The sequence below is a fragment of the Phnomibacter sp. genome, assembly GCF_036803085.1.
Taxonomy (GTDB): Bacteria; Bacteroidota; Bacteroidia; order Chitinophagales; family Chitinophagaceae; genus Phnomibacter.
Window position 1 is genome coordinate 144,840 of the sequence record NZ_DAIRUZ010000009.1, and the last position, 25,192, is coordinate 170,031.

Sequence of the window (25,192 nt, forward strand, 5' to 3'; positions counted from 1 at the left end):
CATGAGTGAACAGGAAGCAATCAAACTAACGGCCTTTGCCAGCGGCGCAGGCTGCGGCTGCAAAATAGCACCTGCTGTGCTGGAAGAAATGTTGCAAAGCAAAACGGCTACTACTGCTTTTCCAGCCTTGCTGGTAGGCAATAGCAGCAAAGACGATGCAGCTGTGTACGACCTTGGCAATGGCGATTGCCTCATTAGCACCACAGATTTTTTTATGCCCATTGTTGATGATGCATTCGACTTTGGCCGCATAGCTGCCGCCAACGCCATTAGCGATGTGTACGCCATGGGTGGCAAGCCTTTGATGGCGATTGCAGTGCTGGGTTGGCCCACGCAAAAACTACCTGCAGCAATGGCCGCTCAAGTGCTCGAAGGTGGCCGTGCTGTTTGCGAGGCCGCAGGTATACCGCTGGCTGGCGGCCATAGCATTGATAGCCCCGAACCGTTTTTTGGGTTGGCCGTAAATGGGTTGGTGGCAAAGGCCAACATCAAGCAAAACAACAAGGCGCAAGAAGGCGATGTATTGTTGCTCACCAAACCCTTGGGCATTGGCATTTTATCTACAGCGCAAAAGCGGGGCTTGTTGCAACCAGCACATTATGACTTGCTGTTGCAAACCATTACCCAACTCAACCAGGCGGGGATGGCTTTGGGAAAAATAGACGCAGTACATGCTATGACCGATGTAACGGGTTTTGGATTGCTGGGCCATTTGATAGAAATGTGTGAAGGCAGCCACCTTGGTGCAACGATACAGTACCAACAGCTGTCAGTATTGGAAGGTGTGCCAGCATACCTGCAGCAAAATGCAGTGCCCGATGCTACCTATCGCAACTGGAATGCCTACAGCACACAGGTAAAATTTGAACCCGGTGTAAATGTGATGGAGGCATTCAAGCTGCTGCCCGATCCGCAAACCAATGGCGGTTTGCTGATAGCAGTAGCACCCGATGCGGTAGCACAAGTACAGGAAGTATTAACTGCAAACGGCTTAGCTGCTGCAGTGTTGCAACCCATAGGTGAGCTTACTGCTGCAGGTGAAAAACGAATAGTTGTACAACCATAAAATGAATGGCTATGATGAAGAAAGGTTTGTTGATTGTTACGATGGTTTTTTGTGCTGCTTCAGTTACATGGGCACAATGGAAACCCGTAGGTATTGAAGCCGCCTTTGCACCATCTATCGGTATTCACGCCTACGAAACCAACAACAAACTCATCTTCGACAGAAGGCAGGGCAATGGTACCATCTCATTTTCTATGCACTTGCCGGCGATGATTGAATGGAGCAATGGCAGCCGCCACCGCTTGTACACGGGGCTTGGTTTGCGCTACGATGCTTTTTCTATGAACAGCTCCAATTTGGGTGATGCTTTTTTATCCATACTCATCATTCCGTTTGGTGGTCGGCCGCTGCCCGATACTTTTCGTATCAGTAGTGTGAGTAATAACGTGCTGGCATTAACGATGCCGCTGGCTTACGATTTTAACCTCAATAAAAATCCGAAAACGGCCATACAATTTCATGTGCGGGCCTTACTGGCACCGGGTATTGCTATACACAAGCGTAGCCATGCCGATCCCATTGGTGTGCCGGGCAGTAGCGGTGCACCCACTGTAGCCGAACTACGCATGTTGGAAAATGAATACGAAAAGGAATTGAAAACCTTCAGCTGCCTGTTTGCTCCGGAAATCAACATGACGATTCCTATCATCAAACAAAAGTTCGGTATTAGCATGGGGCTGCAGCCTTTTGCTGTAGACCTGGCTTCTCCGTTTGCCAATTTTTACAACGGGGCTTTGCAGTTTAGAGGCAGCACCAATCTTTACTATCGTTGGAAATAATTACGCCAGCAACGCATCTATACGTGCTGCCAGCGTACGGTCTTTATCCGTTACCACATTGCCCGCATCGTGGGTGCTGAGCCAAATTTCTACCGTGTTCCATACATTGGTCCACAGTGGATGATGATCCATTTTTTCTGCTTCAATAGCCACACGGGTCATAAAGGCGAAGGCTTCACTAAAGTTGGCAAATTGAAATTTGCGGTAGAGTTGATGGTTGGTTTCTTGCCACATACGCTAGTGTGTTGAGGGAAAAGGTTATTGCAGCAGTTGCAGTTTGTTTTTAAACTTATCGTTATTGAGCAAGGTCACCAATTGTACCTGATTTACTTTTCGGAGTTCAGTTCCCAGCAATTCTAAAAATCCTGCGTTGTTGCTTTCATTGATTACCAACCATAAAAAATCGGTGTGTTTCAATTCAGGTAGTAAATACTCACCGTCCGATTTGTTGGAATAGATAAAATGCCTCGCTGCCAAAAATTGTTCGTTGTATTCGTAAAGTGGAAAATTGAATTTCTTAGTTTTTTTATCTACAGTAATGTCTGTGTCTGTTTGAAGTCGAAAGTCGTAGCCAAAATGATTGTTGATGAGCCACACAAATTTATGTGGCGACACGGGGCATTGAATGCCGAATAGCCGGGCGTGTTCGAAAAAGTCTTCCGCAACCTGGTCGTTATCTAAAATCAGCTTAGCCACAGCGAAAAGGTATTAAAAACTAATGGCAAACTCTTTAATCTCACTGCCCCGCTTGATGGTTACCGTGGTTTGCTGTCCTTTATCAAAACGGTTTAGGGCTTGCATGTATGTTTCTACACTGGTAATGAGGTGCTCACCCAACTGAATAATCACATCACCTGCTTGCACACCTGCTTTTTGTGCCGGTCTTCCATCTATAATGCCATCGGCTTTTACTCCTTGTCCGCTAAAAGTATAGTCGGGCATAATGCCGATAGAAACCTTGAAACGGCCACCACCCATTTGTTGTTCTTTGGTTTTGGTAAATGCCAGTTTTTCTGCCACTGGTGTATTATCAATGATGCGGCTGATGTATTGTACAATATGGCGCATACCACTATAGTTAATCAAATGCGCATCGTCGCTGGGCTTATGGTAATCGGTATGCAATCCGGTAAAGAAAAACAGCACAGGCAGATCTTTGCGATAGAAAGAAGTATGATCGCTGGGGCCGGTGCCGCTGCTGTCTATCTTGATGCTGAAATCTGTTTGCTCATTCATTTTTAAAACTGATGACCAGGCAGGCGAAGTACCAATACCACCAATGGTGAGCACTTTGCTTTCGGGGTTGAGGCGGCCCACCATGTCCATGTTTATCATGTAATTCACCTGCTTAAAATCGACCAACGGATGCTCGGTGTAAAATTTACTTCCGTACAGGCCAAGTTCTTCGCCACTAAAGTGCAGCAGCAAATAGTTGAATGATTGATTAGGTTTTTCTTTCAGCAAACGGGCCACTTCCATCAGGGCTGCCGTACCGCTGGCATTGTCATCGGCACCGTTGTGTATAGCGGCATCGCCGGTGTGGCGGCTGTTAGCATCTTCTCCATACCCCAGGTGATCGAGGTGTGCACCTAGTATAATGGTTTGTGCTGCATTGTTGTTGATGAACGCAGCTACATTGGTGCCATTTCTTTTTTGCTGAGTAAATACAGCTTTTGCTTTTACATGAAATGAAGCGTCGGTATCTATTTTGTATTTATGCACCGCCTCTTTTTGAATGTAAAACACAGGAATGGCTGCGGCATCGGAGCGGTCTTTGGCATTGTATTTAATTACTTCTTCACCTACTGCAGTGTTATATACCAGCAGCGCAGTAGCGCCAATTTTAGCAGCAGCTGTTGCTTTATCTCTAATGAGTTGCTCCGGCAGTAAGTGCGGATTGTTTTTGTTGGCTTCGAGGTCTTCTTTCAAATCGTACCACCAAGGGCTACCAATTTCTTGCAGGGCGGCAGCACTTTCTGCATCAATATTTTGTAAGCCACTCCATGGTAGCGGAAAAAAATCTACGCCTGCTTTCAGCACATGGTCATCCAACTGAAGCTGGCTGGCGTTGGGCGTTTTGCCCTCATCTACTACAAATGGCTGCAGGTAGCTGCCATTGTTGGCGCCGGCTATACCCAATTGTTTGTAGTAGTTTTCGATATATGCTACTGCTTTTGCCTCGCCGGTGGTACCGGTGCGGCGGCCTTCGAGGCTATCGCTGGCTAAAATGCCTACAAAGGTTTTGAGGTTATTTTCAATTTGTGTGTTGGCGGCGGCAATGGCCTTGCGTTGTTTTTTTGATTGCGCCTGCACTTGTACGGCAGCAAGCAATACAACTATGCAGGTAATAAGCCGGGCAAATCGGACAATTTTCATGATGAACATCCAGTGATTTTATTGATTGCAAATGTACAGTGGCGCAACTGCAGCTGCTATAGTGGTCTATTTTTTTCAAAACTTTGACTAAACAAGCGGCTTTCCTGTGTGTTTGGTTACAAGTCGGCTTCACCATTCGGTTAATTTTGCACCCTATGAAAATTTTTGGCGCAAAGCTGCTGCTGCTTTTGTGTGTAGGATTTGTTGCACAAGTAGCCTTAGCGCAAACCACACTCATTCGCGGCATTGTGAAAGACAGTCACAATGAAGAGCCCATCCCCTTCGCATCGGTCGAAGTGTATCCTGCCCGCAAAGGCGCAGTTACCGATTCGTTGGGTACATTCAGCATCGACATCACCGGCTTTGCAGCCGACTCGTTGTTTATAACCTATGTGGGCTACTTCCGCAAAGCATTGGCTATTGCGGAGCTCAATTTGAGTAAACCAATCATTGTCAATTTAGAAAGAGAGGTTTCGGGTGGAGTACTGGTAAAAACCAAGGCCAACTGGGGCCTCATTTTGTGGCGTAAAGTTGTGCGGCGCAAACCCTACAACGACCGAAGCCGCTTTAGCAACTTCAGCTACGAAGTACACAATAAACTAGAGCTCGACCTCAACAAGATAAATGCCGACAAGCTCAAAGAAATGAAGCTGCTGAAACCGTTTGCCTTTGTGCTCGATAATTTAGATACCACCGAAGACGGCCCGCCATTTTTGCCCATTTATCTGGCTGAAACCATCAGCGATTATTGGTACAGCAGCAATCCTAAACGCAGAAGAGAAGAAATAAAAGCCAGCAAAACCAACGGCATCGACAATGAAAGTGTAACCCGACAACTGGGTAGCATGTATCAGAATGTAAACGTGTACAACAACTTCATTCCGGTGTTTGATAAGCAGTTTGTAAGCCCGCTGAGTGATAATGGCGATGCGTATTACAACTACCGCATAGCCGATACGGTGATGCTCAATGGCAGGCGCTATTACCACTGGCTGTTTTCGCCAAAGCGCAAAGGCGAAAGCACTTTTGAAGGCGATGCCTGGATACACGATTCCACCTTTGCCGTGCAGCGTATCCAACTTCGTATTGATGCAACTTCTACTGTCAACTTTATAGAGAACCTGAGCATTTATCAGGACTACCGGCTTATCAATGATTCGGTGTGGTTTTTATCGAAAGATAAATTCATTGCCGATATATATCCCATTGGCAAAAACAAAAGCGGCATGAAGGGCCGCAAAACCACCACATACAGAAATGTGCTGGTAAATAATGATGCGGTACTGCAACAGCTGACCAAAAATACCTTGCCCGAACAGGTGATTGTATTGCCGGGTTCGGAAGCAAAAAACGAAGGTTTTTGGACCGATGCCCGACACGAAGAGCTTAACAAAAATGAGCTGGCCATTTACAAAATGATTGATACGCTGCAGCAAATGCCCATCTTCAAACAGTATTACAACACGGTGTCGTTTCTTACCACAGGTTACAAGCCCCTTGGCAATTTTGAAATAGGCCCGTGGTTTAACTGGATAAGCCTGAATGCCTGGGAGGGCCTGCGTACCCGCTTTGATTTGGGCACTACGCCGGGCTTCAATAAAAACATGTATCTGCACGGCTATCTGGCTTACGGCTTTGGCGATAAAAAACTCAAGGGCAAAGCGGAGATGTATTATTTCTTCGAAAAAAATCCGCGGAAGATGCTGCATGTATCTTACCTAAATGATTTGGACAACGGACAGAATTATTACGATGAAGTAAGCCTCGACAACATTTTTACACTGGCCATTCGCAAGCCCGATATTCCCATCAAGTTTATGCAGGTGGAGCGGCAGGAAATTGAATATTTTACCAGCAACGAAAAAGGTTGGTCGCTCAAACTGGAAGCCCGCCGCACCAAGTATGAACCGCTGAAAAACATTCCGCTGAAAAGTAATTTTACAGCTGGCAAAGGCGAAGCACTCAACAATTTTGAAACAACGGTAGCAGTTCGTTTTGCTTACCTCGAACGGTTTTTGAATGGCAATTACCTGCGTACCAGCCTTGGCAGCGATTATCCCATAGCCGAACTCCGTTATTCAAAAGGCTGGGCTGGTGTGCTCAACAGTAATTACGATTACCACAAACTCAATTTCAGGGTAAATGGTTTTCATAAAGTGGCCCCATTTGGCTCCATTGAATACTCGGGGTATGTGGGCAAAGTATTTGGCACCCTTCCTTACATGCTGCTGGATGTAGCGCCGGGCAATGAGATTTATTATTACAACAAATATGCCTTCAACCTCATGAATCGTTTTGAATACATCAACGATCAGTATGCGGGGTTGGGCTTTGAGCAAAACTTTGGCAGCGGCTTGTTTAAGTACATTGGCTTTACCCGAAAAATGAAACTGCGCCAGTTTTGGAACATCAAAACTTTGTGGGGCAGTTTGAGCGATGCTAACCGCCAGCTCAATTTTGTGCAGGGCCATCCTTTTCAGGAGCTGCAAGGAAAAACCTATGCAGAGGTGGGCACGGGTGTCGACAATATTTTTAAAGTGCTGCGCCTCGATTTAGTGTGGCGAGTGGCACCAACACCATTGCCACAAAACCGTACCAGCCGGTTTGGGGTTTTTGGCAGTTTCAGGCTGGCGTTTTAAGCGCCATCGGCTTACGGTGGCATTCGGTTACATTACAGCAGGGTTAACAACAAAACCATTAGTTTAGCAATCTTAAAATTGAAGTGATTATGTCTTTATTCAAATCGGGTAATCCCACTCTGGGCGAAAAATCTTTTCAGGGCTTGTCTATTGCCGGCTCCGGCGGTGGTGCCATGACGGCCCGTGGCACTATGAACAAGCTTGGCTTTATGCTGCTGCTCTTATTGGGTGCCGCATTATTTACCTGGAATGCCTTTTACAAACAGCAAAGCGTAACCACTTACTTGTGGGTAGGAGCTATTGGCGGTTTGGTATTGGCACTGGTTATGACGTTTAAAAAAGAATGGTCGCCATACCTGGCACCGGCATACGCTATACTCGAAGGCCTGTTTATTGGCGCCATATCTGCCATGTACAATTTTGCTTTTTCAGAAAACATGCCCAACATTATAACCAACGCTGTAGGCCTCACCATGGGCACTGCATTGGCTATGTTTTTGCTGTACAATTTCCGCATCATCAAAGCCACAGAGCGTTTCAGGTCTATCATTTTTACTGCTACTGCCGGCATTGCTATTTTTTACCTTATTGTAATGGTAGTACGCATGTTTGGTGTAGAAGTAGCCTTCATGCATAATAGCTCTATGTTGGGCATTGGCATCAGCCTGTTTGTGGTAGCCATTGCTGCGCTGAACCTCATCCTCGATTTCGACATGATTGAACAAGGAGCTGCACAAGGCGCACCCAAGTACATGGAGTGGTACGGTGCATTTGGTTTGATAGTAACGTTGGTTTGGTTGTACCTCGAAATCCTGCGTTTACTGAGTCGCTTCAGCAGCAGAGATTAAGAAAAAAATAAGTCCCATTTAAAAAAAACGGTCGCTCTACATGAGCGACCGTTTTTGTATACAGTGAATATGTAGCAACTTATTGGTTGATGATGATGCGCTGACCGCCGCCGCCACCGCCTGGAGGACGCATGCCCTGAAACTGCTGTTGCATCATTTTCATGTATTCCTGACGGGTAATTTTTTTACCTGAAGTGGGTGTTTTCACATTTGCTTTTGCTTGTGTGTTTACACTCAATGCCGTGTAGGTAATGGTACCTTCATCTACCACTACTTTCAATATTAAACCGGGCAGGCCAAAGTAATTATCGGGGCCGGCGCTGGTTTCAATATCCTGTGTAAACCAGGCTTCTACTTTTTGCTCAGCAGGTATGTTGAAACGGCGCTGCTGATTGCCGGCTTGTGCACTATCGCCACCGGGGCGCTGTTGCCCGGCACCTGCGGGCCGCATACCGCCCATGCCAAAGGCACTGGTTACTGTAGTGGCTTTGTAGCACAGGTACCCGTTAATGGTCATGGTATCTTGCTCCAGCTTCCACTTCATGGGGCGAAGCGTATCGTCAATCAAATATTTTTTTGGCCCCAGCTCACGGCTTTCTACAATCAGTTCTTTATCGTAGTCGCGAAAAGTTTCATCGTTGGGGTTGCCGCCACCAAAGCGAAACATCATACCACCACGCATGCCACCGCCACCTGCACCATCGCCGGTAGGTAGTTCGTTGGTTGGCTCTACCACATTTTTATACAGCGATTGAGTGGTGTTAAAACTCAGCTCCATTTTGCTGGTCTGAAATTCGGGTATCATGGCCCGCATTTGCTCGGCTTCTGGTGGCAGGCGTTTGTGCATGTTTATTTTTCTTTCATAAATCACTGTGCCTTCTTTTACCTGTGCCGTGGCCGATACCGACACAGCCAGTAAGGCAATGCCTATCCAATTACATTTCATAGAATCAATTTTTACCAAAGCTACAGGGCTGCCCCGCACAAACGGGTTAAGAGTGATGAGTGCGTAGTTAATTTAGGTTAAAGGAATGTGCAGCAGGATAACCGGGCGAAATACATTTGAATGACTTAACCTTTTATCAATTGACGCAACAACGAAAAATACGCACTGCCGGCTGGCTGATGGTACTCAGCATTGTACTGCTGGTATTGTTTCAGGGGTATTGGCTACGCAAAACCTACCGCGACGAATACCAGAGTCTGCGCAGGGAGCTGGGTATTGTGCTTCGGGAAACTTCGGTGCGGAGACAACTGCAGTTTTTGTCGAACGATTCAACGCGAAGCAGATTTGTGTTTGCCGACTCCGGCAGCAAAGAACGACGGGCCATTTTTGTTACCGATACTGTGTTGGGTAAAAAAAATGATGGACAAATTCAGGTAAGCATCAACATACCGCCACCCGATACGGGCCGCCGTACAGGTGGGGTACGTATGGTAGCGTTGGATGCGGAGCGGAGAAATGATAACCGCGATGATCTGTCGAAGCTCGTAGTACAGGCCCCTTTTTTTGGAACAGAAAAAGACTTACCGGCTTTGCAAAAATCTTACAGCAAAGCGTTGGATGAAAATGATTTGACTTTTCCATTCAGCATTCGTTTGCTCTCGGCCAAAGAACAACAGCGTCGGGAAAATGACCCCTCGCCTGGTATGCGGCGTGGGCCTTCTATACCGGGAATGAAAATTGTAGCCGCCAGCTTCGACAGTGTTTTTTGGATGGTTATTCCCAAAATGATGTGGCCTATCTTTTTTTCACTGGCCATGCTTGGCATTACCATTACTGCATTTCTGTTTTTGTACAAAAGCTTGAAAACACAACAACGGCTGGCCTTGCTGAAAAACGATTTTATCAGCAACATGACGCATGAGTTGAAAACGCCGATAGCCACCGTAGGTGTAGCCATCGAAGCATTGAAAAGTTTTCATGCACTCAACGATCCGAAACGTACACAGGAATACCTTGATATATCGGCAGGCGAACTGCAACGGCTTAACCTACTGGTAGATAAAGTGCTGCGGGTATCGATGTTTGAGCAAGACAAAATGGAGCTGCAACAAACAGTAACAGACCTGACTGCGCTGGCACAACAGGTAGTGAGCAGCATGCGGTTGCAATTGGAAAAAGCACATGCACATTGTGAGCTGCATGCCGCACCTGCAGTTATGGTAAAAGCAGATGCACTGCACCTGCAAAGTGTGCTGTACAACCTGCTGGATAATGCGCTTAAATACAGTGGCGATCATCCTTCTATCGACATTCACATAACGCAAACCGACGGCCGTGTGCAGCTACGTGTAAGCGATAAAGGCGAGGGGATACCTGCAGAGTATAGCGATAAAGTATTCGATAAATTCTTTCGGGTGCCGCATGGCGATACGCACAACATTAAAGGCTATGGCCTTGGCCTGAGCTATGTAGCCGAAGTGATAAAAAAACATGGCGGTAGCATTCGGGTAGAGCCGGTGCAACCACACGGAGCTTGTTTTGTGATTGAACTGCAGTCGGCGTAAATTCATACCATGATGCCAACCATTTTATATGTAGAAGATGAAGTGTTTCTGGGCAAGATTGTAAAGGAAACACTCGAGAGCCGCGGCTATGCCGTGGTGATGGAAGACGATGGTGCCAAAGTAATGCAGGCTTATCTAAAAGCTCAGCCCGCTATTTGTGTGCTGGATGTAATGCTACCCAACAAAGACGGATTTACGCTGGCACGGGAAATACGCCAGCAAAATGCCACCGTGCCTATTTTGTTTTTAACGGCCAAAACCCAAACCGAAGATGTAGTAAAAGGTTTTGGCGAAGGTGGCAATGATTATTTGCGCAAGCCCTTCAGCATGGAAGAACTGATAGCGAGAATCAACAACCTGTTGCAATTGACAGGCCAGCAGCAAACAGAAAAAGCAGATGCTGATACCATTGCTATTGGTCAGTATCAATTCAACAAACCTAGGCAGGTATTACACTTTCAGCAGGAAGAACGTAAACTATCGTACCGCGAAAGTGAGTTGCTGTTGTACTTGTTTGAGCATCGCAACCACATCATCGAACGACGGGATTTGCTCAATGCCATCTGGGGAAACGACAGCATTTTCAACAGCCGTAATCTGGATGTGTACATCACCAAAATCCGTAGCTATCTCAAAGACGATCCTGCATTGGAAATACTCACCATAAAAGGTGTGGGCTACCGGTTTGTAACGTAAGTGTAAGCACGTTAGGTTATTGTTGTATTAGAATGCCCTGACGGATTGGGCGGTTGCTTTTTAGTTGCGAGTTTTTCATTTTTACCTGCCCCTTTCCAGAGTTGCCATCCACAATTCCGCCAACGGTGCAGCGGTCAAGTTCAAGTGTATAGTCGGCGCCTTTGTCACTCAGATAAATCATATCAAACTGCGAATTGTCTGCCACCACTTTTCCACCGGGCCGCATGATAAGATCTTTAAACCTACTGTTTTTAATGAGTAGTTCGCCTTTGCCGCCGCTCCAAATATCTCCGGTACAGTTTTCAATTATTCCGGAAAACATAATGCCATTTCCGCTATTGTAAAAAGTGCAATTGATGGCCGAAACCTTTGGTACTTGAACACCGGCTGTTGTATAGGGCGCTAGTTGACTGTTGCTGATTTGAATATATCCGGATTTAGGATTCACCATTTCCCAAGCAGCCTTACTTGGAGCAGACACCTTGTTCATTTCTAAGTAACGGGCGGTGTAATAAAACTGCTCATTGCCACCACTAAAATGATGCATGGCCAGCTTGCCCGCTTTTACACTCACCACACTATCAAAACGTAGGCTCACGTTGGGATGAATATAGAGGTTGTGTGATTCGGCAGTGCTCATTTGTACATTGCGCATATGCAAATATTTGCAGGGCCCGTCTTGCGAAAACACAGCAATGGCAATGTACCGTACATTGAAGGTGCTGTTGAGAATAGTAGTGCCGCTCCACGCCAATACACTGTCTTGTTTTTCGTCGTACAAGCCACCGCGGCTGCTGTTGTAGCCATACTGCCCACCGTTGATGTGCACATCATCCAGTGTATTCGTCCACACCAGTTTGGGTTGAATGTTCGATAAAAAAGCACTTGCCTCTGCATGCGATTGTTGCACTGTAAAATGACTGAAATGATGTACACCACTACCTACCACAAACAGCTGCTTGTGCTTATTGTAAATAGTAACGCCAGTGCCCTTTAAGGTAAGGTTGCCTTCAATGATTACAGGTTCGGGCGGTGTTACATCTTTATCTACAATAGCCACCGCATTTTGCCGGATGGCCTGCTGTATAAACTGCGTAAACGAACCCCGGTAGTTGCTCCAACGGATTTCACTTTGTGAAGAAGCTGTTGTAGCTTTTTTATTGCGCTGCGCCGCACAACCCAGCGTGGCCATCAAACCCAATAAAAAGAAAACCTGACGAATGCGAAGGAGAACCATCTGTTGAATATTTTGCATGAATGACAGCCACCTATCTTTACCAGAACTACCGTTGGCTGTTTGTTCAAAGTAAACAATCCTTCCATGAATTACGAATTGGTTTATCAAGTCGTTAACCTGCTGGCCCTTGTGGCATGGCTGTACCTGCTGCTCATGTATCGCCGGCCCGAAACGACTACTGTGCTGGCAGGCAGTGTAGTAGTAGCATTGTGTATTACGTATGTTGTTTGCTTGTATCAAAACCTCGGCCCAACCGATATGCAATCTTTTCAAACGCTGGCGGGCTTGCAGTCGTTGCAAGGCTCAGCAGGTGCGGTACTCACCGGTTGGATTCACTACCTCGCCTTCGATTTGCTGGCTGGTTTATGGATGGTGGGCAATGCGCAGCAGCATGCCGTTTCAAGATGGCAGTTGTCGCTGTGTTTGGTATTTACTTTCATGCTCGGTCCGGTGGGTGTATTGCTTTACTTTGTGGTGCGTTGGTGGCGTACCGGTCAGTATTGGTCGGCGCATACGGCGCAGTAAACAGCAGGTATGCAGGCAAAATCTCCCATTGGTATTTTCGATTCTGGTTATGGCGGGCTCACCGTGTTTAAAAGCATTGTGCAGCAACTGCCGCAGTACGATTACCTCTACCTCGGCGACAATGCCCGAAGCCCTTACGGCCCACGCAGTTTTGATACTGTGTACGAATACACCTGGCAGTGTGTACAGTGGTTTTTTGCACAAGGTTGTCCGTTGGTGATATTGGCTTGCAACACCGCCAGTGCCAAAGCATTGCGTACCATACAACAACAGGATTTGCCCAAAATGCCCGACTCCGGCAACCGTGTGCTCGGGGTAATAAGACCAACCACTGAAATCATCGGGCAGTTTTCGCAAACCGGAAAGGTGGGTATACTCGGTACAAAGGGTACTGTTACTTCCAACTCATACCCAATAGAAATTGAAAAGTTTTGGCCGCAGTTACAAGTATTTCAGCAGGCCTGCCCCATGTGGGTACCACTGGTAGAAAACAATGAACACAACAGTGCCGGTGCCGATTTTTTTGTGCAAGAATATTTGCAGCAACTGTTAGCTCAAGACGCAGCCATAGACACACTGCTGCTGGCTTGTACGCATTATCCTTTGCTGCAACAAAAAATACAACAATACGCACCAACCGGAACACGTATTGTATCGCAGGGCGATATTGTGGCCAATAGTCTGGTGGATTATTTACAACGGCATCCGCAGATGGAGCATCGTATTTCAAAGCATGCGCTGCGGCACTTTTACACTACCGACGATACCCGCAGTTTTGATGAACAAGCCTCTGTTTTTTACGGCACCGCCGTGCAATCGCAGCACGTAAGCTTGGTGTAAAACAGCATTAAGAAAATTGTACATCCATTTTCTGGCCGGGCCATTCGCCAAACAGTTCTGTTGTTTTTTGAAAACGGTGGGCAAAAATTTGCCGGAGCTGTGCTTTTACAAATAAGCCATGCGCTATATCGCCCAGCACCCACATTGGTAATTTGTAATGTACAATGTCCGTCATTTCTACACCACCATCTATGGGTGTAAAATGATGCTGATGATGCCACAGGCTGTAAGGGCCAAAGCGTTGCTCATCTACAAAAAAACGTTGGTCTTGTACATGGGTAATTTCGGTCATCCAGTAGAGCGGTATGCCCAGCACGGGGCTCACGGTGTATTCAATAATCTGGCCCGGATACATTCGCACCCCATGGTGTTTGCTGCGAATAACAAAGCCCAGGTTGGAAGGCGTAATGTCTTTCAGGTTGTCGGGTTTGCTAAAAAAATCCCATGCCTGCTCCAACGAGATAGGCATTTTTTGCACGGTTTTCAGTGAGTATACTTTAGACATGATAGCAATACAAACCAGCGATGCTGAATGTTGAACGCCCGGAAGAATAAACGGGTCATTTAACGCCCGTAAAACATTTTCACACTTTGCTGCAAGCCTTGGCATTGTGTACACCTGTAAGTTTGCAACCTGCATGAACAAAGCTTTTTCTTATTACAAATGGCTGCTGGTGCTGCCGACACTTGCGTGGTGGGCTACATTGGTGCCGGGTTGTGCCAATATTATACCACCTACGGGTGGGCCAAAAGATACACTGGCCCCTGTACTTATAAAGGCAACCCCCATCAACCAAAGCACCCGGTTTGATGGTACAAATATTACCCTTGAGTTTGATGAATACGTGCAACTCGATAACCTGCAACAAGAGTTAATTGTAAACCCGCCGTATGAACGCATGCCCGACATTTATGGCCGGCTGCGCCATGTGTATATTAAAATAAAAGATACTCTGCAGCCCAACACTACCTATAGTTTTCAGTTTGGCAATGCCTTAAAAGATGTAAACGAAGGGAACCCGCTGCGCAATTTTAAATATGTGTTTAGCACGGGCAGTTACATCGACAGCTTGCAGCTGAGCGGTATTGTAACGGACGCAGAAACGGGCTTGCCCGACAGCACTTTATCCATACTGTTGCACTCCGACCCGGATGACTCGGCAGTGGCCAAAATAAAGCCCCGCTTTGTAACCAAACCCAATGGAAAAGGTGAGTTTTTGTTTGAGCAACTGCCAGCCGGTAGCTTTTATCTTTTTGCACTGAAAGACGAAGGCCTGCGCCGCTACAGCAGCAACCGCACCAAGTTTGCGTTTCATGGTAGCCTTGTAACAACTGGCACCAATACTACACCCATAGCATTGCGGGCTTTTGAGGCAGAAAAAGAAGTACCGAAAAAAGCCACCCCTGCTGCCACAGATAACAACAACCGTAAGAAAGAAGACAAGCTGGTACAAGTAACAACTACTGCAAATGAAAATGCGCCACAAGATTTACTGACCAATTTGGAGTTTCGGTTTTCAAAACCCATTGCCACTATTGATAGCAGCAAATTACTATTGGCTGATACCAACGGCGTAGCCAAAACCAACTACCGCCTAACGCTAGATACTGCAGAAAACCGGGTGGTACTGAAATACCCCTGGAAGGAAGAAGAACACTTTTTTTTGCGCATAGGTCGTGGGTTTGTAACCGATACTTTAGGCAACATCAATACAAAAACCGATACGGTGCTGTTTAAAACCAAAAGCGAACGGGAATACGGTTCGCTGAAAATGAATTTTACCAACCTCGATCTTTCGTTGCACCCTGTGCTGCAGTGGGTAGAAGCCAACGCAGTTGTAAATACCACGGTGCTTACCAGCAATAAAGTATCCATTAAACTGTTTAAACCCGGGGAGTATGTGCTCCGTATTTTGTACGACGCCAATCAAAACGGCAAGTGGGATACCGGCGATTACTGGAAAAAAATGCAACCCGAAGTAGTGCTGGCCATTGAGCAAAAATTCAGTATCAAGGCCGGCTGGGAAAATGAGTTTGATATTGAGTTGTAGGCTTAAGGCCGAAGGCTGAAAGCGAAAGGCCAATCGCCAAGGTTAAGGTCAAGGAGTATGCAGTTTGTGGTTGGCAAGAACTCCGTGTTCTTCTGCTCTTACCTCCATTTCCTCTGTGGTAAAAGCTTTGTGCTTCTTGTGTAATCTTTGAGAGTTAGTGGTTCAAAAAAAATCCTCCATGTTCCGCTGTGCCCGCCTCCTTTCCCTCTGTGGTTAAAAACTTGCTATCAATTCAACTTATCTTGCGCCCCAATTCATGAACTTCTCTTCTACCTTATTAGAAAATGCAGTGGCCGAGTTTTCGAGGCTGCCGGGTATTGGCAAAAAAACAGCCCTGCGGCTGGTATTGCATTTACTAAAAACCGACCCCGCACAGGTAGACATGTTTGCCGAAACCATCAGCAAAATGCGGCGGGAAATTCAGTTTTGTCAGCAATGCCACAATGTAAGCGACCATGCCTTGTGTAACATTTGTGCTACACCTGCCCGCAAGCAAGAGTTGATTTGTGTAGTAGAAAGCATCCGCGATGTAATGGCCATAGAAGCCACGCAGCAATACAACGGTACCTACCATGTATTGGGCGGTGTTATTTCGCCACTCGATGGCATTGGGCCTGATCAGTTGAACATTGACACCCTCATACAACGGGCTACCAACAACCACGTCAGCGAAATCATTTTTGCCCTCAACCCCAACATACAGGGCGACACCAGTATTTATTTCATCCAGAAAAAACTGGCCCACTTGCCGGTTAAAGTCACCGCTATTTCGAGGGGCATTGCCTTTGGTGGCGAACTGGAATATGCCGATGAAATGACCTTGGCCCGCAGCCTGCAAAACCGCCTGCCGGTCGAAAACTTTGTTCGGCAGTAAGTTCCTGTTCGGGGCCGTTTTTTCCCTGTTGGGCAAAACAGCCACAGTTACTTACAGTAAATCTGTTGCGCCTATTATCAACACGGCCTGCCTTGGTTGCCATAGCAGTGCCCTTGCCAGTGGTGGTTACAACTTCTCTACACATGCCGGTGTAAAAGCTGCTGTTACCAACGGTCGGCTCATGGGTTCCATCAATTACCTCACTGGCTTTTCAGCCATGCCACAGGGCTACAAGCTCATCAGTTGCCAGCTGGCCACAATAAAAAAATGGGTGGCTGCCGGCGCCCTCAACAACTAAACGATAGCGTATTTATGAAGTATAAATCTTTAATGTTCCTGATGATGGGGTTGGTTGCACTTTTCCTGCCATCTTGCTACTACGATTAGGCAGATATTGTATATCCTCCGGCTACTGCCTGCGATACAACAGGTGCTACTTTCAGCGCCAAAGTATTGCCCCTGTGTACCTGCTTTTGCCCGTATCTCTTCTATACTTTTTTCAAGTCTGAATTGCCCCCGACAATGAAACACATATTGTTAGCTGCTGCTGTATTGCTTACTGCACCTGTATTTGCTCAAGATGTAGACCTGGATAAACTGCTGGAGCAGGAAACTAAAAAGGAAGAAAAGAAAGGACCAGAAGTGGTGTTGGCAACAATTAAAACCACCCGTATTTCCAACGGTCACAGTGTAGAATCATTGCCCGCTGGTGTTCTCGATTTTAAAATTCAACACCGCATTGGTAAGCTCAATAGTGGCATTAAAGAAATGTTCGGTCTCGATCAGGCTTTTATTCGTTTAGGTCTCGATTATGGCATTACTGATAAATTGATGGTGGGCATTGGCCGCACCAGTTATCAAAAGCAACTCGATGGATTTGTGAAGTACAAATTTTTGGAGCAAAAATCTTCGGGCATGCCCGTATCTGTGGCCGTGGTAGTAGCGGGCATGATTCGTACGGATGACTATGCCGCCTCGCTGCCGTACAAACCCAACTTTACCGACCGTATGGCATACACCATGCAACTGTTAGTGGCCCGTAAGTTTACCGAAGGTTTGTCGCTGCAGTTGATGCCTACATTTACGCACTACAATATTGTGCCTACATCTACCGATCCCAACGATATTATTTCACTCGGTGCCGGTGGCCGCTTTAAGCTCACCAAGAGCACCAGCCTCAATGTAGAATACTACTACAACCTGAGCGACTACAAATTTGCCAATACCCGCAACTCACTGGCCATTGGTTTTGATATTGAAACTGGTGGTCACGTTTTCCAATTGATTTTTACCAACGGACAAGGGATTGCTGAAAAGCCCTTCCTGACTGAAACCACCGGCAACTTTTTCGGTGATGATACTCATTTTGGTTTCAACATCAGCCGGGTATTTCAAATTGGCGGCAAAAAGAAATCGAAGCCCCCAAAATGGTAACCTAACTTATAAAACCGTTGTCGCAAGGCAGCGGTTTTCCGTTTTTAGCAAACCCGCCCATTCAGCATTTTGCAATACCTTTGCCATCCGGCAGGCGGATTTGTTTATTGTTCGGCCTGCTGGGTAAGTAGTTTGTTATGCTGAGCTTGTCGAAGCACCACAAACGAAACAGCATCTTCACCGAACTAATAAACGATGTGTACTTCCACTCCGGATTTTCCCTCGTTTATAGTTCAGCATTTTAATACTGTGGTCACAAGCAGTGGTACTACTTTACAGCACCGGTTGTGTCTCCCGATAGCTATCGGGACACTTCAGCTGCAGTGCAAACCTGAACATACTATGAGCAACATACGCGAAGAACTCAGCAAACGCATTTTAGTCATTGATGGCGCCATGGGCACCATGATACAGCGTCACAAACTCGAAGAAGCCGACTATCGCGGCGAACGTTTCAAAGATTGGCCCAGCGATCTCAAAGGCAACAACGACCTGTTGTGCCTTACGCAGCCGCACATCATTGTGGGCATTCACAAGCAATACCTGCAGGCCGGCGCCGATATTATTGAAACCAACACCTTCAACTGCCAGGTGGTATCACTCGCCGATTACGGCATGGAAAGCCTTGCACATGAGCTCAACGTAGCCGCTGCCCAATGTGCCCGCCAGGCCATTGAAGAGTACCGTGCCGAAACCGGCGACACCACGCCCAAATTTGTAGCCGGCGCCATTGGCCCCATGAACAAAACCTTATCGCTCAGCCCCGATGTGAACAACCCCGGCTACCGGGCCCTCAGGTTCGACGAAGCCATGGAAGCCTATTACACACAGGTGCAGGCATTGGTAGAAGGCGGCGTAGACCTGCTCCTCATCGAAACCATTTTTGATACCCTTAATGCCAAGGCGGCTATTGTAGCGGTGAAAAAATATTTCCGCGACAGCGGTAAGCCCGAGCTGCCCATCAGCATCAGCGGTACCATTACCGATGCCAGCGGCCGCACCCTGAGTGGTCAAACGCTGGAAGCTTTTTACACCAGTGTGGCGCATGCCCGTCCGCTGAGTGTGGGCCTCAACTGTGCCCTGGGGGCGCAGGAAATGCGCAGCCACATCGAAGAACTGAGCCAGATTGCCAGCTGCTTCACCAGTGCTTACCCCAACGCCGGCCTGCCCAACGCCATGGGTGAGTACGACGAACAACCACACGAAACGGCTCACTTTATAGAAGAGTGGGCCAAAGAAGGGTATGTAAACATTGTAGGCGGTTGCTGCGGCACCACACCCGACCACATCCGCCACATTGCCCAGCACGTCAAAAGCCTGAAGCCGAGAGAAGTGCCGGTAGTGGAGAAGGCTTTGTAACCATAAAGACATTTAACCACAGAGGCAACTGAGGTTCACACAGAGTCACACAAAGTATTTACATGGAATTCATCAATCAGCTAACAGAAGAAATATTGGGTTGTGCATTTAAAGTACACACAGCATTAGGGCCAGGTTTGTTGGAATCAAGTTATAAAGAGTGCTTGTATTACGAGTTAAACAAAGCAGGTCTTTATACTGAAAAGGAAAAAGGACTACCGCTGATGTATGAATCTGTGAAACTGGATGTAGGATACAGACTAGATCTTTTGGTTGAAAACAAAGTTGTAATAGAAACAAAAGCTGTAGAAGCATTAACGGATGTTCATGTTGCGCAAGTCATCACTTACCTGAAACTTTCTGGTTGTAAGGTTGGTCTCCTGCTCAACTTTCATTGTAAACATTTAAAAGATGGAATCAAACGAATTGTGTATTAAGATTTGCTCTGCGCAACTCTGTGCCAACCTCTGATTCCTCTGTGGTAAAAAACATGACTGTCATCAAACCATACCTCCGCTTAGCCGGCCTCGAACCTTTGGTGGTTCGGCCCGAAACGAACTTTGTAAACGTTGGTGAAAGAACCAATGTAACGGGTTCCAAAATGTTTGCCCGTCTCATACGGGAAAACAAATACGAAGAAGCCCTGAGCGTAGCCCGCCAGCAGGTAGAAAACGGTGCCCAAATCATCGACGTAAACATGGACGATGCCCTGCTCGATGGGGTACAGGCCATGGTTACTTTCCTCAACCTGTTGCAAAGCGAACCCGACATAGCCCGCATTCCCGTCATGATCGATTCTTCTAAGTTTGAGATTATTGAAGCGGGTTTGAAATGCGTACAAGGCAAGTGCATCGTCAACTCTATTTCGATGAAGGAAGGCGAAGCCAAGTTCATAGAGCAGGCATACATCTGCCGCGACTATGGCGCTGCGGTGATTGTAATGGCATTCGACGAAGTGGGCCAGGCTGATACCGAAGACCGCAAAGTGGAAATCTGCCACCGGGCGTATAAAATTCTCACTGAGCAAGTGGGCTTCGATCCGCAGGACATCATTTTCGACCCCAACATTTTTGCCGTAGCCACCGGCCTCGAAGAGCACAACAACTATGGGGTTGATTTCATCAATGCTACCCGCCGCATCAAACAGTTGATGCCTTTGACCAAAGTAAGTGGTGGTGTGAGCAACCTGTCGTTTTCTTTCCGTGGCAACGATCACGTTCGTGAAGCGATGCACAGTGTGTTCTTGTATCATGCCATTAAAGCCGGCATGGATATGGGCATTGTAAACGCCGGCCAGCTGGTGGTGTACGATGAAATAGAACCAACGCTCAGAGATTTATGCGAAGATGTCATCCTGAACCGCAACAACGACAACAACGAAGCCACCGAAAAACTTATTGCTTTTGCCGAAACAGTAAAAGCAAAAGGCAAGGAAGTAAAGAAAGATGAAACCTGGCGCCTGGCTCCTGTGGCCGAAAGATTGAAGCATGCACTCGTAAACGGCATCACCGATTATGTGGATGCGGATACAGAAGAAGCCCGCCAACTGCTGCCCCGTCCGCTGGATGTAATTGAAGGCCCGCTGATGGATGGCATGAATGTGGTAGGCGACTTGTTTGGGGCTGGCAAAATGTTTTTGCCACAGGTGGTAAAGAGTGCCCGTGTGATGAAGAAAAGCGTGGCCTACCTCACGCCTTTTATTGAAGCAGAAAAAGCAGACAACGCCGATACTTCTGCGGTGGCCACCATTTTGTTGGCTACTGTAAAAGGGGATGTGCACGACATCGGTAAAAACATAGTAGGTGTAGTACTGGCATGTAACGGTTATCGCATTGTTGATTTGGGTGTGATGGTGCCTACCGATAAAATATTGGATGAAGCACAAAAAGTGGGTGCCGATATCATTGGCTTGTCGGGGTTGATTACGCCATCGCTGGATGAAATGGTACACGTAGCCCACGAAATGAAACGCCGGGGAATGAAGCAGCCGCTGCTCATTGGTGGCGCTACCACCAGCCGCATGCACACTGCTGTAAAAATTGCCCCGCAGTACGACAATGGTGTAATTCATGTGTTGGATGCCAGCCGCAGTGTAACCGTTGCGGGCAGCCTGCTCAACAACGATACCAAATCTGGATTTTTGAATACCCTGCGCAATGAATATGATAAACTCGCTGAGAGCTTTCATGCCAAAAAAGTGGTGAAGAATTATTTGCCACTGGCTGCAGCGCAGCAAAACAAAGTGGCCATCAACTGGGAAGGCTACACACCACCTACTCCAGCATTTACTGGCACTAAAACAATTACAGATATCACGGTTGAAACACTTCGTCCGTACATCGATTGGAAACCGTTTTTCATAGCTTGGGAAATGCATGGTAACTTCCCCGAAATACTGACGGATAAAGTAGTGGGTACTGAAGCCACCAAGTTGTACAACGATGCCAATGCATTGCTAGATAAAGTAGCAGCAGAACAATGGCTCACACCTAAAGGAGTGGTTGGTTTTTGGCCGGCTATCAACGAAGGCGATGATGTGTTGCTGCAGCACAACAATCAAACCACCAAGCTCAACTTCCTGCGCCAACAGGCACAAAAAGCAGCAGGCCAGCCAAACTTTTCATTGGCGGATTATATTTCTCAAGAACCCGGAGATCATATCGGTGCTTTCGCAGTAACCATTCATGGCCTTGAACAATGGATCAAAAAATTTGAAGCCGAACACGACGATTACAACAAGATTATGCTGCAGGCACTGGCCGACCGTTTGGCAGAAGCATTTGCTGAATACCTGCACGAAAAAGTAAGGAAAGAATACTGGGGCTACCAGCAGCAAGAAAGCCTGAGCAATGAGGAATTGATTAAAGAAGAGTACGTGGGTATTCGCCCTGCGCCAGGCTATCCGGCCTGCCCCGATCATACAGAAAAATACAAGCTGTTTGCATTGCTCAATGCAGGAGAAGCCACGGGCATTACCCTCACCGAAAGCATGGCGATGTATCCGGCATCATCGGTGTGTGGTTGGTATTTCAGCCATCCGCAAAGCCAGTACTTCGGCATTGGCAAAATACAACGCGACCAACTGGAAGACTATGCCAAACGAAAAGGTGAACCGATTGAGTACGCAGAAAAATGGCTTCGTCCAGTGCTGGAATAATAAAAAGCCGCTTCATCATCGAAGCGGCTTTTTTATTAGAACACAAATCAGCACACGTTATTCTATTTCTTCTTCATCCAACTCTTCTTCCAGTTCATCGGCCTCTTTGCCACGGCGCAGTTTTACCACAGGCTTGTCGTTGGTGCCGGTAATGGTCATGGGTATACCAATGATGCCGAAAGGTGGCAGGCCCAATCGAAACTTCAGGTTCATGCGGCCATCTAGCGACACCTGTCCTTCGAAGCGTGGCCGAAAGCCAAACACTTTCATTTTGGTGCGTTCGATGGTCATGATGTTGTTGGCAATGCTGCTCTTGATGACCACTGCTTTGATATTACCCTGACTCAAACTATCCTTACCCGTTTTTTTGCTGATGGCACCCAATATCTTTTGGCCTTTTACTTTCACATTTTCCAGCTTGAGGTAGCCACTGCCTTTGAGGCTCGGCATCACCGGGTACATGGTTTCGTTTAAACGGCCATCGAGTGCATAATCGAGAGATACCTGGCCCTGCACACCCTGCGCCGCACTGGCCATTTCCCGAAAGAGTGGTATTTCGTCGTAAGCTTTTTTTACATCAAAAGAATCGGCTTTAAGCTTGACAGCAAACAAGGCGCTTTTAGTGTGCTGCGGTGAGTAGTTGCCTTCCATTTGCACATTGGCACCGGCAATGCTAAAGCGGGTTTGCCGCATATCGAGCTTGCCTTGCTGCAGTTGCAATTGCCCGCCAAAGTTGCGGATGGTAGATTGGCCGTACACAATTTCATCTACCACAGCGTCGAAGCTAAGCTGCAGGTTGCGGGGCAACAAAACTACACCCGTGCTGGCTGTGGTGCTATCTGCTGCAGCACTGCTGTCGGCTGGCATCAGCTCCATAAAATCATCAACCACCAATTTCTTACTGCGTACACTCAGCTTGCCGGTAAGCGGACTACCCTGCAAATAGTAACCAATAAAATTGCTGGCATATCCCGTGAGCATCATACTGTTGCCACGGTATTGTATTTGTGTATTGCTGAGCCAGGCTTTTTCTCTATCGAAACGAAGTGATGCGGTTGGTACTTCAAACGGATAGGGGTAATCGCGGCTGCGCAATTGCCAGTTGATGGCTTCCAATGTGCCCTTGTTGTTAAGTGCCTGATAGCGGCCTTCCATCAAATCTGCTTGTGTGCCTTGCAACGCAAGATCAGCTTTCAGCATGCCCTTAAAACCATAGTCGGGAATAGCAAATACCTGATACAACCTGCCGAGGTTAAGCGTTCCTTTGGCTGCAATATTATAGGCTACATTGTTGAGGTTGCGTAAATCTGCAGTGAGTGAAAAAGGCTGCTGTTCAAACTGAAAAGAAACCGGTTTCAGTTGAATGTGTAAATCGTTGTAGGTGCCGCTTTGTCCATTAATCGCAACATCTAAATCCAAATTAGAAACGGGCTGTGGGTAGTAGCTGGTTTGTACAAAACCATTGCGGAGCGTAATGCTGGCATTGGTGGGTGGAAACAGTTGATTGTCGCCATCAAAACGGCCATTGATATTGGCCCGCATATTCAGCAGCCCTTTTAATTCCATATTACTAAGGCCCAATGCCTGATCCAGCAACGACAAATCCAGTTGGCTGTTGAGCTTCCCCTTCACCATGGGCTTATGAACGCCCTTGCTGCTGAGGGTGAAAAAAGTAGGGCTTCCTTTCAGCAAAAATTTCAACGAGTCGATACGCAGCTCCATGCTGTCTGCATTCAGCGAGGGCATGCTGAAATCGATGCCGGTATAAAAATGTTCTAGCGGGGCAGGTGCTGCTTTGTGTTGTATCAGTCCGTCATTCACCCACATGTGCATGTGCAGGTTGGGTGCCAGGTGTTGCGCTGCCCGGTATTTGCCTTCTAAATCCAGTTTGATTTGTGAGCGGCCTTTGAATGTAGTGCTGGCAAACCATTCGTTATACTCCGGCGGCAAGGCAGAAAAGATGTTGCCAAAATCGGTAGTGCCCGATATCACATGCATGTCAATATCGTAGCCATCATCTACAATGGTTAAGCTACCCGAAAAATCGACCGGCAGTTTGTTGATGAGAATATCGTTTTTGGCAAAACGGAAACTCAGCGATGAGGTATTGATGCCGGTAATGAGTTCTGCCCGTAGCTGCTTGCGTTGTATATACGGTGTGCCGTCGTATATAAAATCCACACTATCTGCCTGCAATTCAGATTCCAAATCAAACTGGCTGTAGTTAAGGTCGCCCTTGCCTTCATAGTTGAGGCCATCCATTTGAAGCAACATGGGCAATGACTGATCGTTGTAGCGCAGGCTACTGTTGCTGATTACAATGCCTTCAATATTGAGGTGTGCCGAAGCGCTGTCGCCGGTATTGACGGCAGCAGTGGTATCGCTTTTGTAAATGTTATAATTGGCGTTGCCTTCTTTGTCAACCAAAATATTGAACCTCGAAGCATCTACATAAAACTTGTTGACTTCAATCGACTCTTTAAACAACGAAAACAGATTGATGCCCATGGCCAGCTCTTTACCTGCAGCCAATGTGTCTTTGGCAAAGGGAGCACTACCCGTAAGTGAGTAATCATACAAGCTTAGTGTAAGGTTGGGAAAATGCCGGAAAAAAGACAACCGCACTTTCGAAAAGTTGAGTTCACCTTCAATGCTTTGATTGGCCCAGCTCTTGATTTGTGTGGCTACTTTTTCAGGGAAAAGCATGGGCAATAAAAACATGAGCAGGAGCAGTGCGGCTACACTGATGCCAATAATTTTAAACCCTTTGATAAATGTATTTTTCATGTGCTATGGAGTT

At 46.9% G+C, this 25,192-nt stretch carries 22 protein-coding genes; 15 read left to right on the top strand and 7 right to left on the bottom strand.

Translation table 11 applies throughout. The features are described 5' to 3' along the window. The first annotated feature begins 1 nt into the window (after nucleotide 1). Together selD and V7Q13_RS16045 are read left to right on the top strand one after the other, a co-directional pair. On the top strand, nucleotides 2–1,066 hold the full coding sequence (selD, locus tag V7Q13_RS16040; protein WP_333801685.1) for a selenide, water dikinase SelD: 1,065 nt from the start codon (nucleotides 2–4) through the stop codon (nucleotides 1,064–1,066). Between the two features lie 11 nt (nucleotides 1,067–1,077). After that, the gene (locus tag V7Q13_RS16045) at nucleotides 1,078–1,845 is read left to right on the top strand and encodes a hypothetical protein (RefSeq protein WP_333801686.1); all 768 of its coding nucleotides are present in this window, start codon (nucleotides 1,078–1,080) and stop codon (nucleotides 1,843–1,845) included. On the opposite strand, the gene V7Q13_RS16050 is transcribed toward V7Q13_RS16045, so the two are convergent. The 3 genes from V7Q13_RS16050 to V7Q13_RS16060 are packed head-to-tail and all read right to left on the bottom strand — an operon-like array spanning nucleotide 1,846 to nucleotide 4,221. Continuing rightward, complete coding sequence (locus tag V7Q13_RS16050) at nucleotides 1,846–2,079, bottom strand: 4a-hydroxytetrahydrobiopterin dehydratase (RefSeq protein ID WP_333801687.1); 234 nt, start codon at nucleotides 2,077–2,079, stop codon at nucleotides 1,846–1,848. Between the two features lie 24 nt (nucleotides 2,080–2,103). Then, nucleotides 2,104–2,541, bottom strand: a complete 438-nt coding sequence (locus V7Q13_RS16055) for an IPExxxVDY family protein (protein ID WP_333801688.1) — start codon at nucleotides 2,539–2,541, stop codon at nucleotides 2,104–2,106. A gap of 12 nt (nucleotides 2,542–2,553) precedes the next feature. Continuing rightward, nucleotides 2,554–4,221: a M28 family peptidase gene (locus V7Q13_RS16060; RefSeq protein ID WP_333801689.1), complete on the bottom strand. Its 1,668-nt coding sequence runs from the start codon at nucleotides 4,219–4,221 to the stop codon at nucleotides 2,554–2,556. Nucleotides 4,222–4,376: 155 nt separating this feature from the next. Between V7Q13_RS16060 and V7Q13_RS16065 the strand changes: the two genes are divergently transcribed. Then, nucleotides 4,377–6,860, top strand: coding sequence for a DUF5686 family protein (locus tag V7Q13_RS16065; protein WP_333801690.1), 2,484 nt, complete (start codon nucleotides 4,377–4,379; stop codon nucleotides 6,858–6,860). Nucleotides 6,861–6,949: 89 nt separating this feature from the next. Then, complete coding sequence (locus tag V7Q13_RS16070; RefSeq protein WP_333801691.1) at nucleotides 6,950–7,708, top strand: Bax inhibitor-1/YccA family protein; 759 nt, start codon at nucleotides 6,950–6,952, stop codon at nucleotides 7,706–7,708. 79 nt (nucleotides 7,709–7,787) lie between these two features. On the opposite strand, the gene V7Q13_RS16075 is transcribed toward V7Q13_RS16070, so the two are convergent. Beyond that, nucleotides 7,788–8,654, bottom strand: a complete 867-nt coding sequence (locus V7Q13_RS16075) for a GLPGLI family protein (RefSeq protein ID WP_333801692.1) — start codon at nucleotides 8,652–8,654, stop codon at nucleotides 7,788–7,790. A gap of 140 nt (nucleotides 8,655–8,794) precedes the next feature. Here V7Q13_RS16075 and V7Q13_RS16080 point away from each other — a divergent pair, with 140 nt between their 5' ends. Together V7Q13_RS16080 and V7Q13_RS16085 are read left to right on the top strand one after the other, a co-directional pair. Then, complete coding sequence (locus tag V7Q13_RS16080) at nucleotides 8,795–10,219, top strand: sensor histidine kinase (RefSeq protein ID WP_333801693.1); 1,425 nt, start codon at nucleotides 8,795–8,797, stop codon at nucleotides 10,217–10,219. A 9-nt stretch (nucleotides 10,220–10,228) separates the two neighbouring features. Beyond that, nucleotides 10,229–10,915 (top strand): response regulator transcription factor, encoded by a 687-nt coding sequence (locus tag V7Q13_RS16085; RefSeq protein ID WP_333801694.1) that lies wholly within the window; start codon nucleotides 10,229–10,231, stop codon nucleotides 10,913–10,915. Between the two features lie 16 nt (nucleotides 10,916–10,931). Here V7Q13_RS16085 and V7Q13_RS16090 read toward each other — a convergent pair whose 3' ends face one another. Further along, nucleotides 10,932–12,152, bottom strand: coding sequence for a hypothetical protein (locus tag V7Q13_RS16090; protein WP_333801695.1), 1,221 nt, complete (start codon nucleotides 12,150–12,152; stop codon nucleotides 10,932–10,934). An 84-nt stretch (nucleotides 12,153–12,236) separates the two neighbouring features. Here V7Q13_RS16090 and V7Q13_RS16095 point away from each other — a divergent pair, with 84 nt between their 5' ends. Further along, the gene (locus V7Q13_RS16095; RefSeq protein ID WP_333801696.1) at nucleotides 12,237–12,677 is read left to right on the top strand and encodes an ABA4-like family protein; all 441 of its coding nucleotides are present in this window, start codon (nucleotides 12,237–12,239) and stop codon (nucleotides 12,675–12,677) included. A 9-nt stretch (nucleotides 12,678–12,686) separates the two neighbouring features. Further along, nucleotides 12,687–13,517 carry a glutamate racemase gene (murI, locus tag V7Q13_RS16100; protein WP_333801697.1) on the top strand — a complete coding sequence of 277 codons (831 nt, stop codon included), beginning with the start codon at nucleotides 12,687–12,689 and terminating at the stop codon, nucleotides 13,515–13,517. A 7-nt stretch (nucleotides 13,518–13,524) separates the two neighbouring features. On the opposite strand, the gene V7Q13_RS16105 is transcribed toward murI, so the two are convergent. Next, nucleotides 13,525–14,022 (bottom strand): SRPBCC family protein, encoded by a 498-nt coding sequence (locus V7Q13_RS16105; protein WP_333801698.1) that lies wholly within the window; start codon nucleotides 14,020–14,022, stop codon nucleotides 13,525–13,527. 133 nt (nucleotides 14,023–14,155) lie between these two features. Here V7Q13_RS16105 and V7Q13_RS16110 point away from each other — a divergent pair, with 133 nt between their 5' ends. From V7Q13_RS16110 to metH, 7 genes are all read left to right on the top strand, one after another. Next, nucleotides 14,156–15,568 carry an Ig-like domain-containing protein gene (locus tag V7Q13_RS16110; protein WP_333801699.1) on the top strand — a complete coding sequence of 471 codons (1,413 nt, stop codon included), beginning with the start codon at nucleotides 14,156–14,158 and terminating at the stop codon, nucleotides 15,566–15,568. 256 nt (nucleotides 15,569–15,824) lie between these two features. Beyond that, a complete protein-coding gene (gene recR / locus V7Q13_RS16115; protein ID WP_333801700.1) occupies nucleotides 15,825–16,442 on the top strand; it encodes a recombination mediator RecR in 618 nt (205 codons plus the stop codon). Continuing rightward, a complete protein-coding gene (locus V7Q13_RS16120) occupies nucleotides 16,429–16,740 on the top strand; it encodes a hypothetical protein (protein ID WP_333801701.1) in 312 nt (103 codons plus the stop codon). Before recR ends, V7Q13_RS16120 begins: the two co-directional genes overlap by 14 nt. A gap of 224 nt (nucleotides 16,741–16,964) precedes the next feature. Then, nucleotides 16,965–17,876, top strand: a complete 912-nt coding sequence (locus V7Q13_RS16125) for a DUF5777 family beta-barrel protein (protein WP_333801702.1) — start codon at nucleotides 16,965–16,967, stop codon at nucleotides 17,874–17,876. A gap of 342 nt (nucleotides 17,877–18,218) precedes the next feature. Then, nucleotides 18,219–19,235 (top strand): homocysteine S-methyltransferase family protein, encoded by a 1,017-nt coding sequence (locus V7Q13_RS16130; protein WP_333801703.1) that lies wholly within the window; start codon nucleotides 18,219–18,221, stop codon nucleotides 19,233–19,235. A gap of 62 nt (nucleotides 19,236–19,297) precedes the next feature. Next, nucleotides 19,298–19,672 carry a GxxExxY protein gene (locus V7Q13_RS16135; RefSeq protein WP_333801704.1) on the top strand — a complete coding sequence of 125 codons (375 nt, stop codon included), beginning with the start codon at nucleotides 19,298–19,300 and terminating at the stop codon, nucleotides 19,670–19,672. A 53-nt stretch (nucleotides 19,673–19,725) separates the two neighbouring features. Continuing rightward, a complete protein-coding gene (metH, locus tag V7Q13_RS16140; RefSeq protein WP_333801705.1) occupies nucleotides 19,726–22,392 on the top strand; it encodes a methionine synthase in 2,667 nt (888 codons plus the stop codon). 57 nt (nucleotides 22,393–22,449) lie between these two features. On the opposite strand, the gene V7Q13_RS16145 is transcribed toward metH, so the two are convergent. Further along, nucleotides 22,450–25,179, bottom strand: a complete 2,730-nt coding sequence (locus V7Q13_RS16145) for an AsmA family protein (RefSeq protein ID WP_333801706.1) — start codon at nucleotides 25,177–25,179, stop codon at nucleotides 22,450–22,452. Nucleotides 25,180–25,192: the final 13 nt, after the last annotated feature.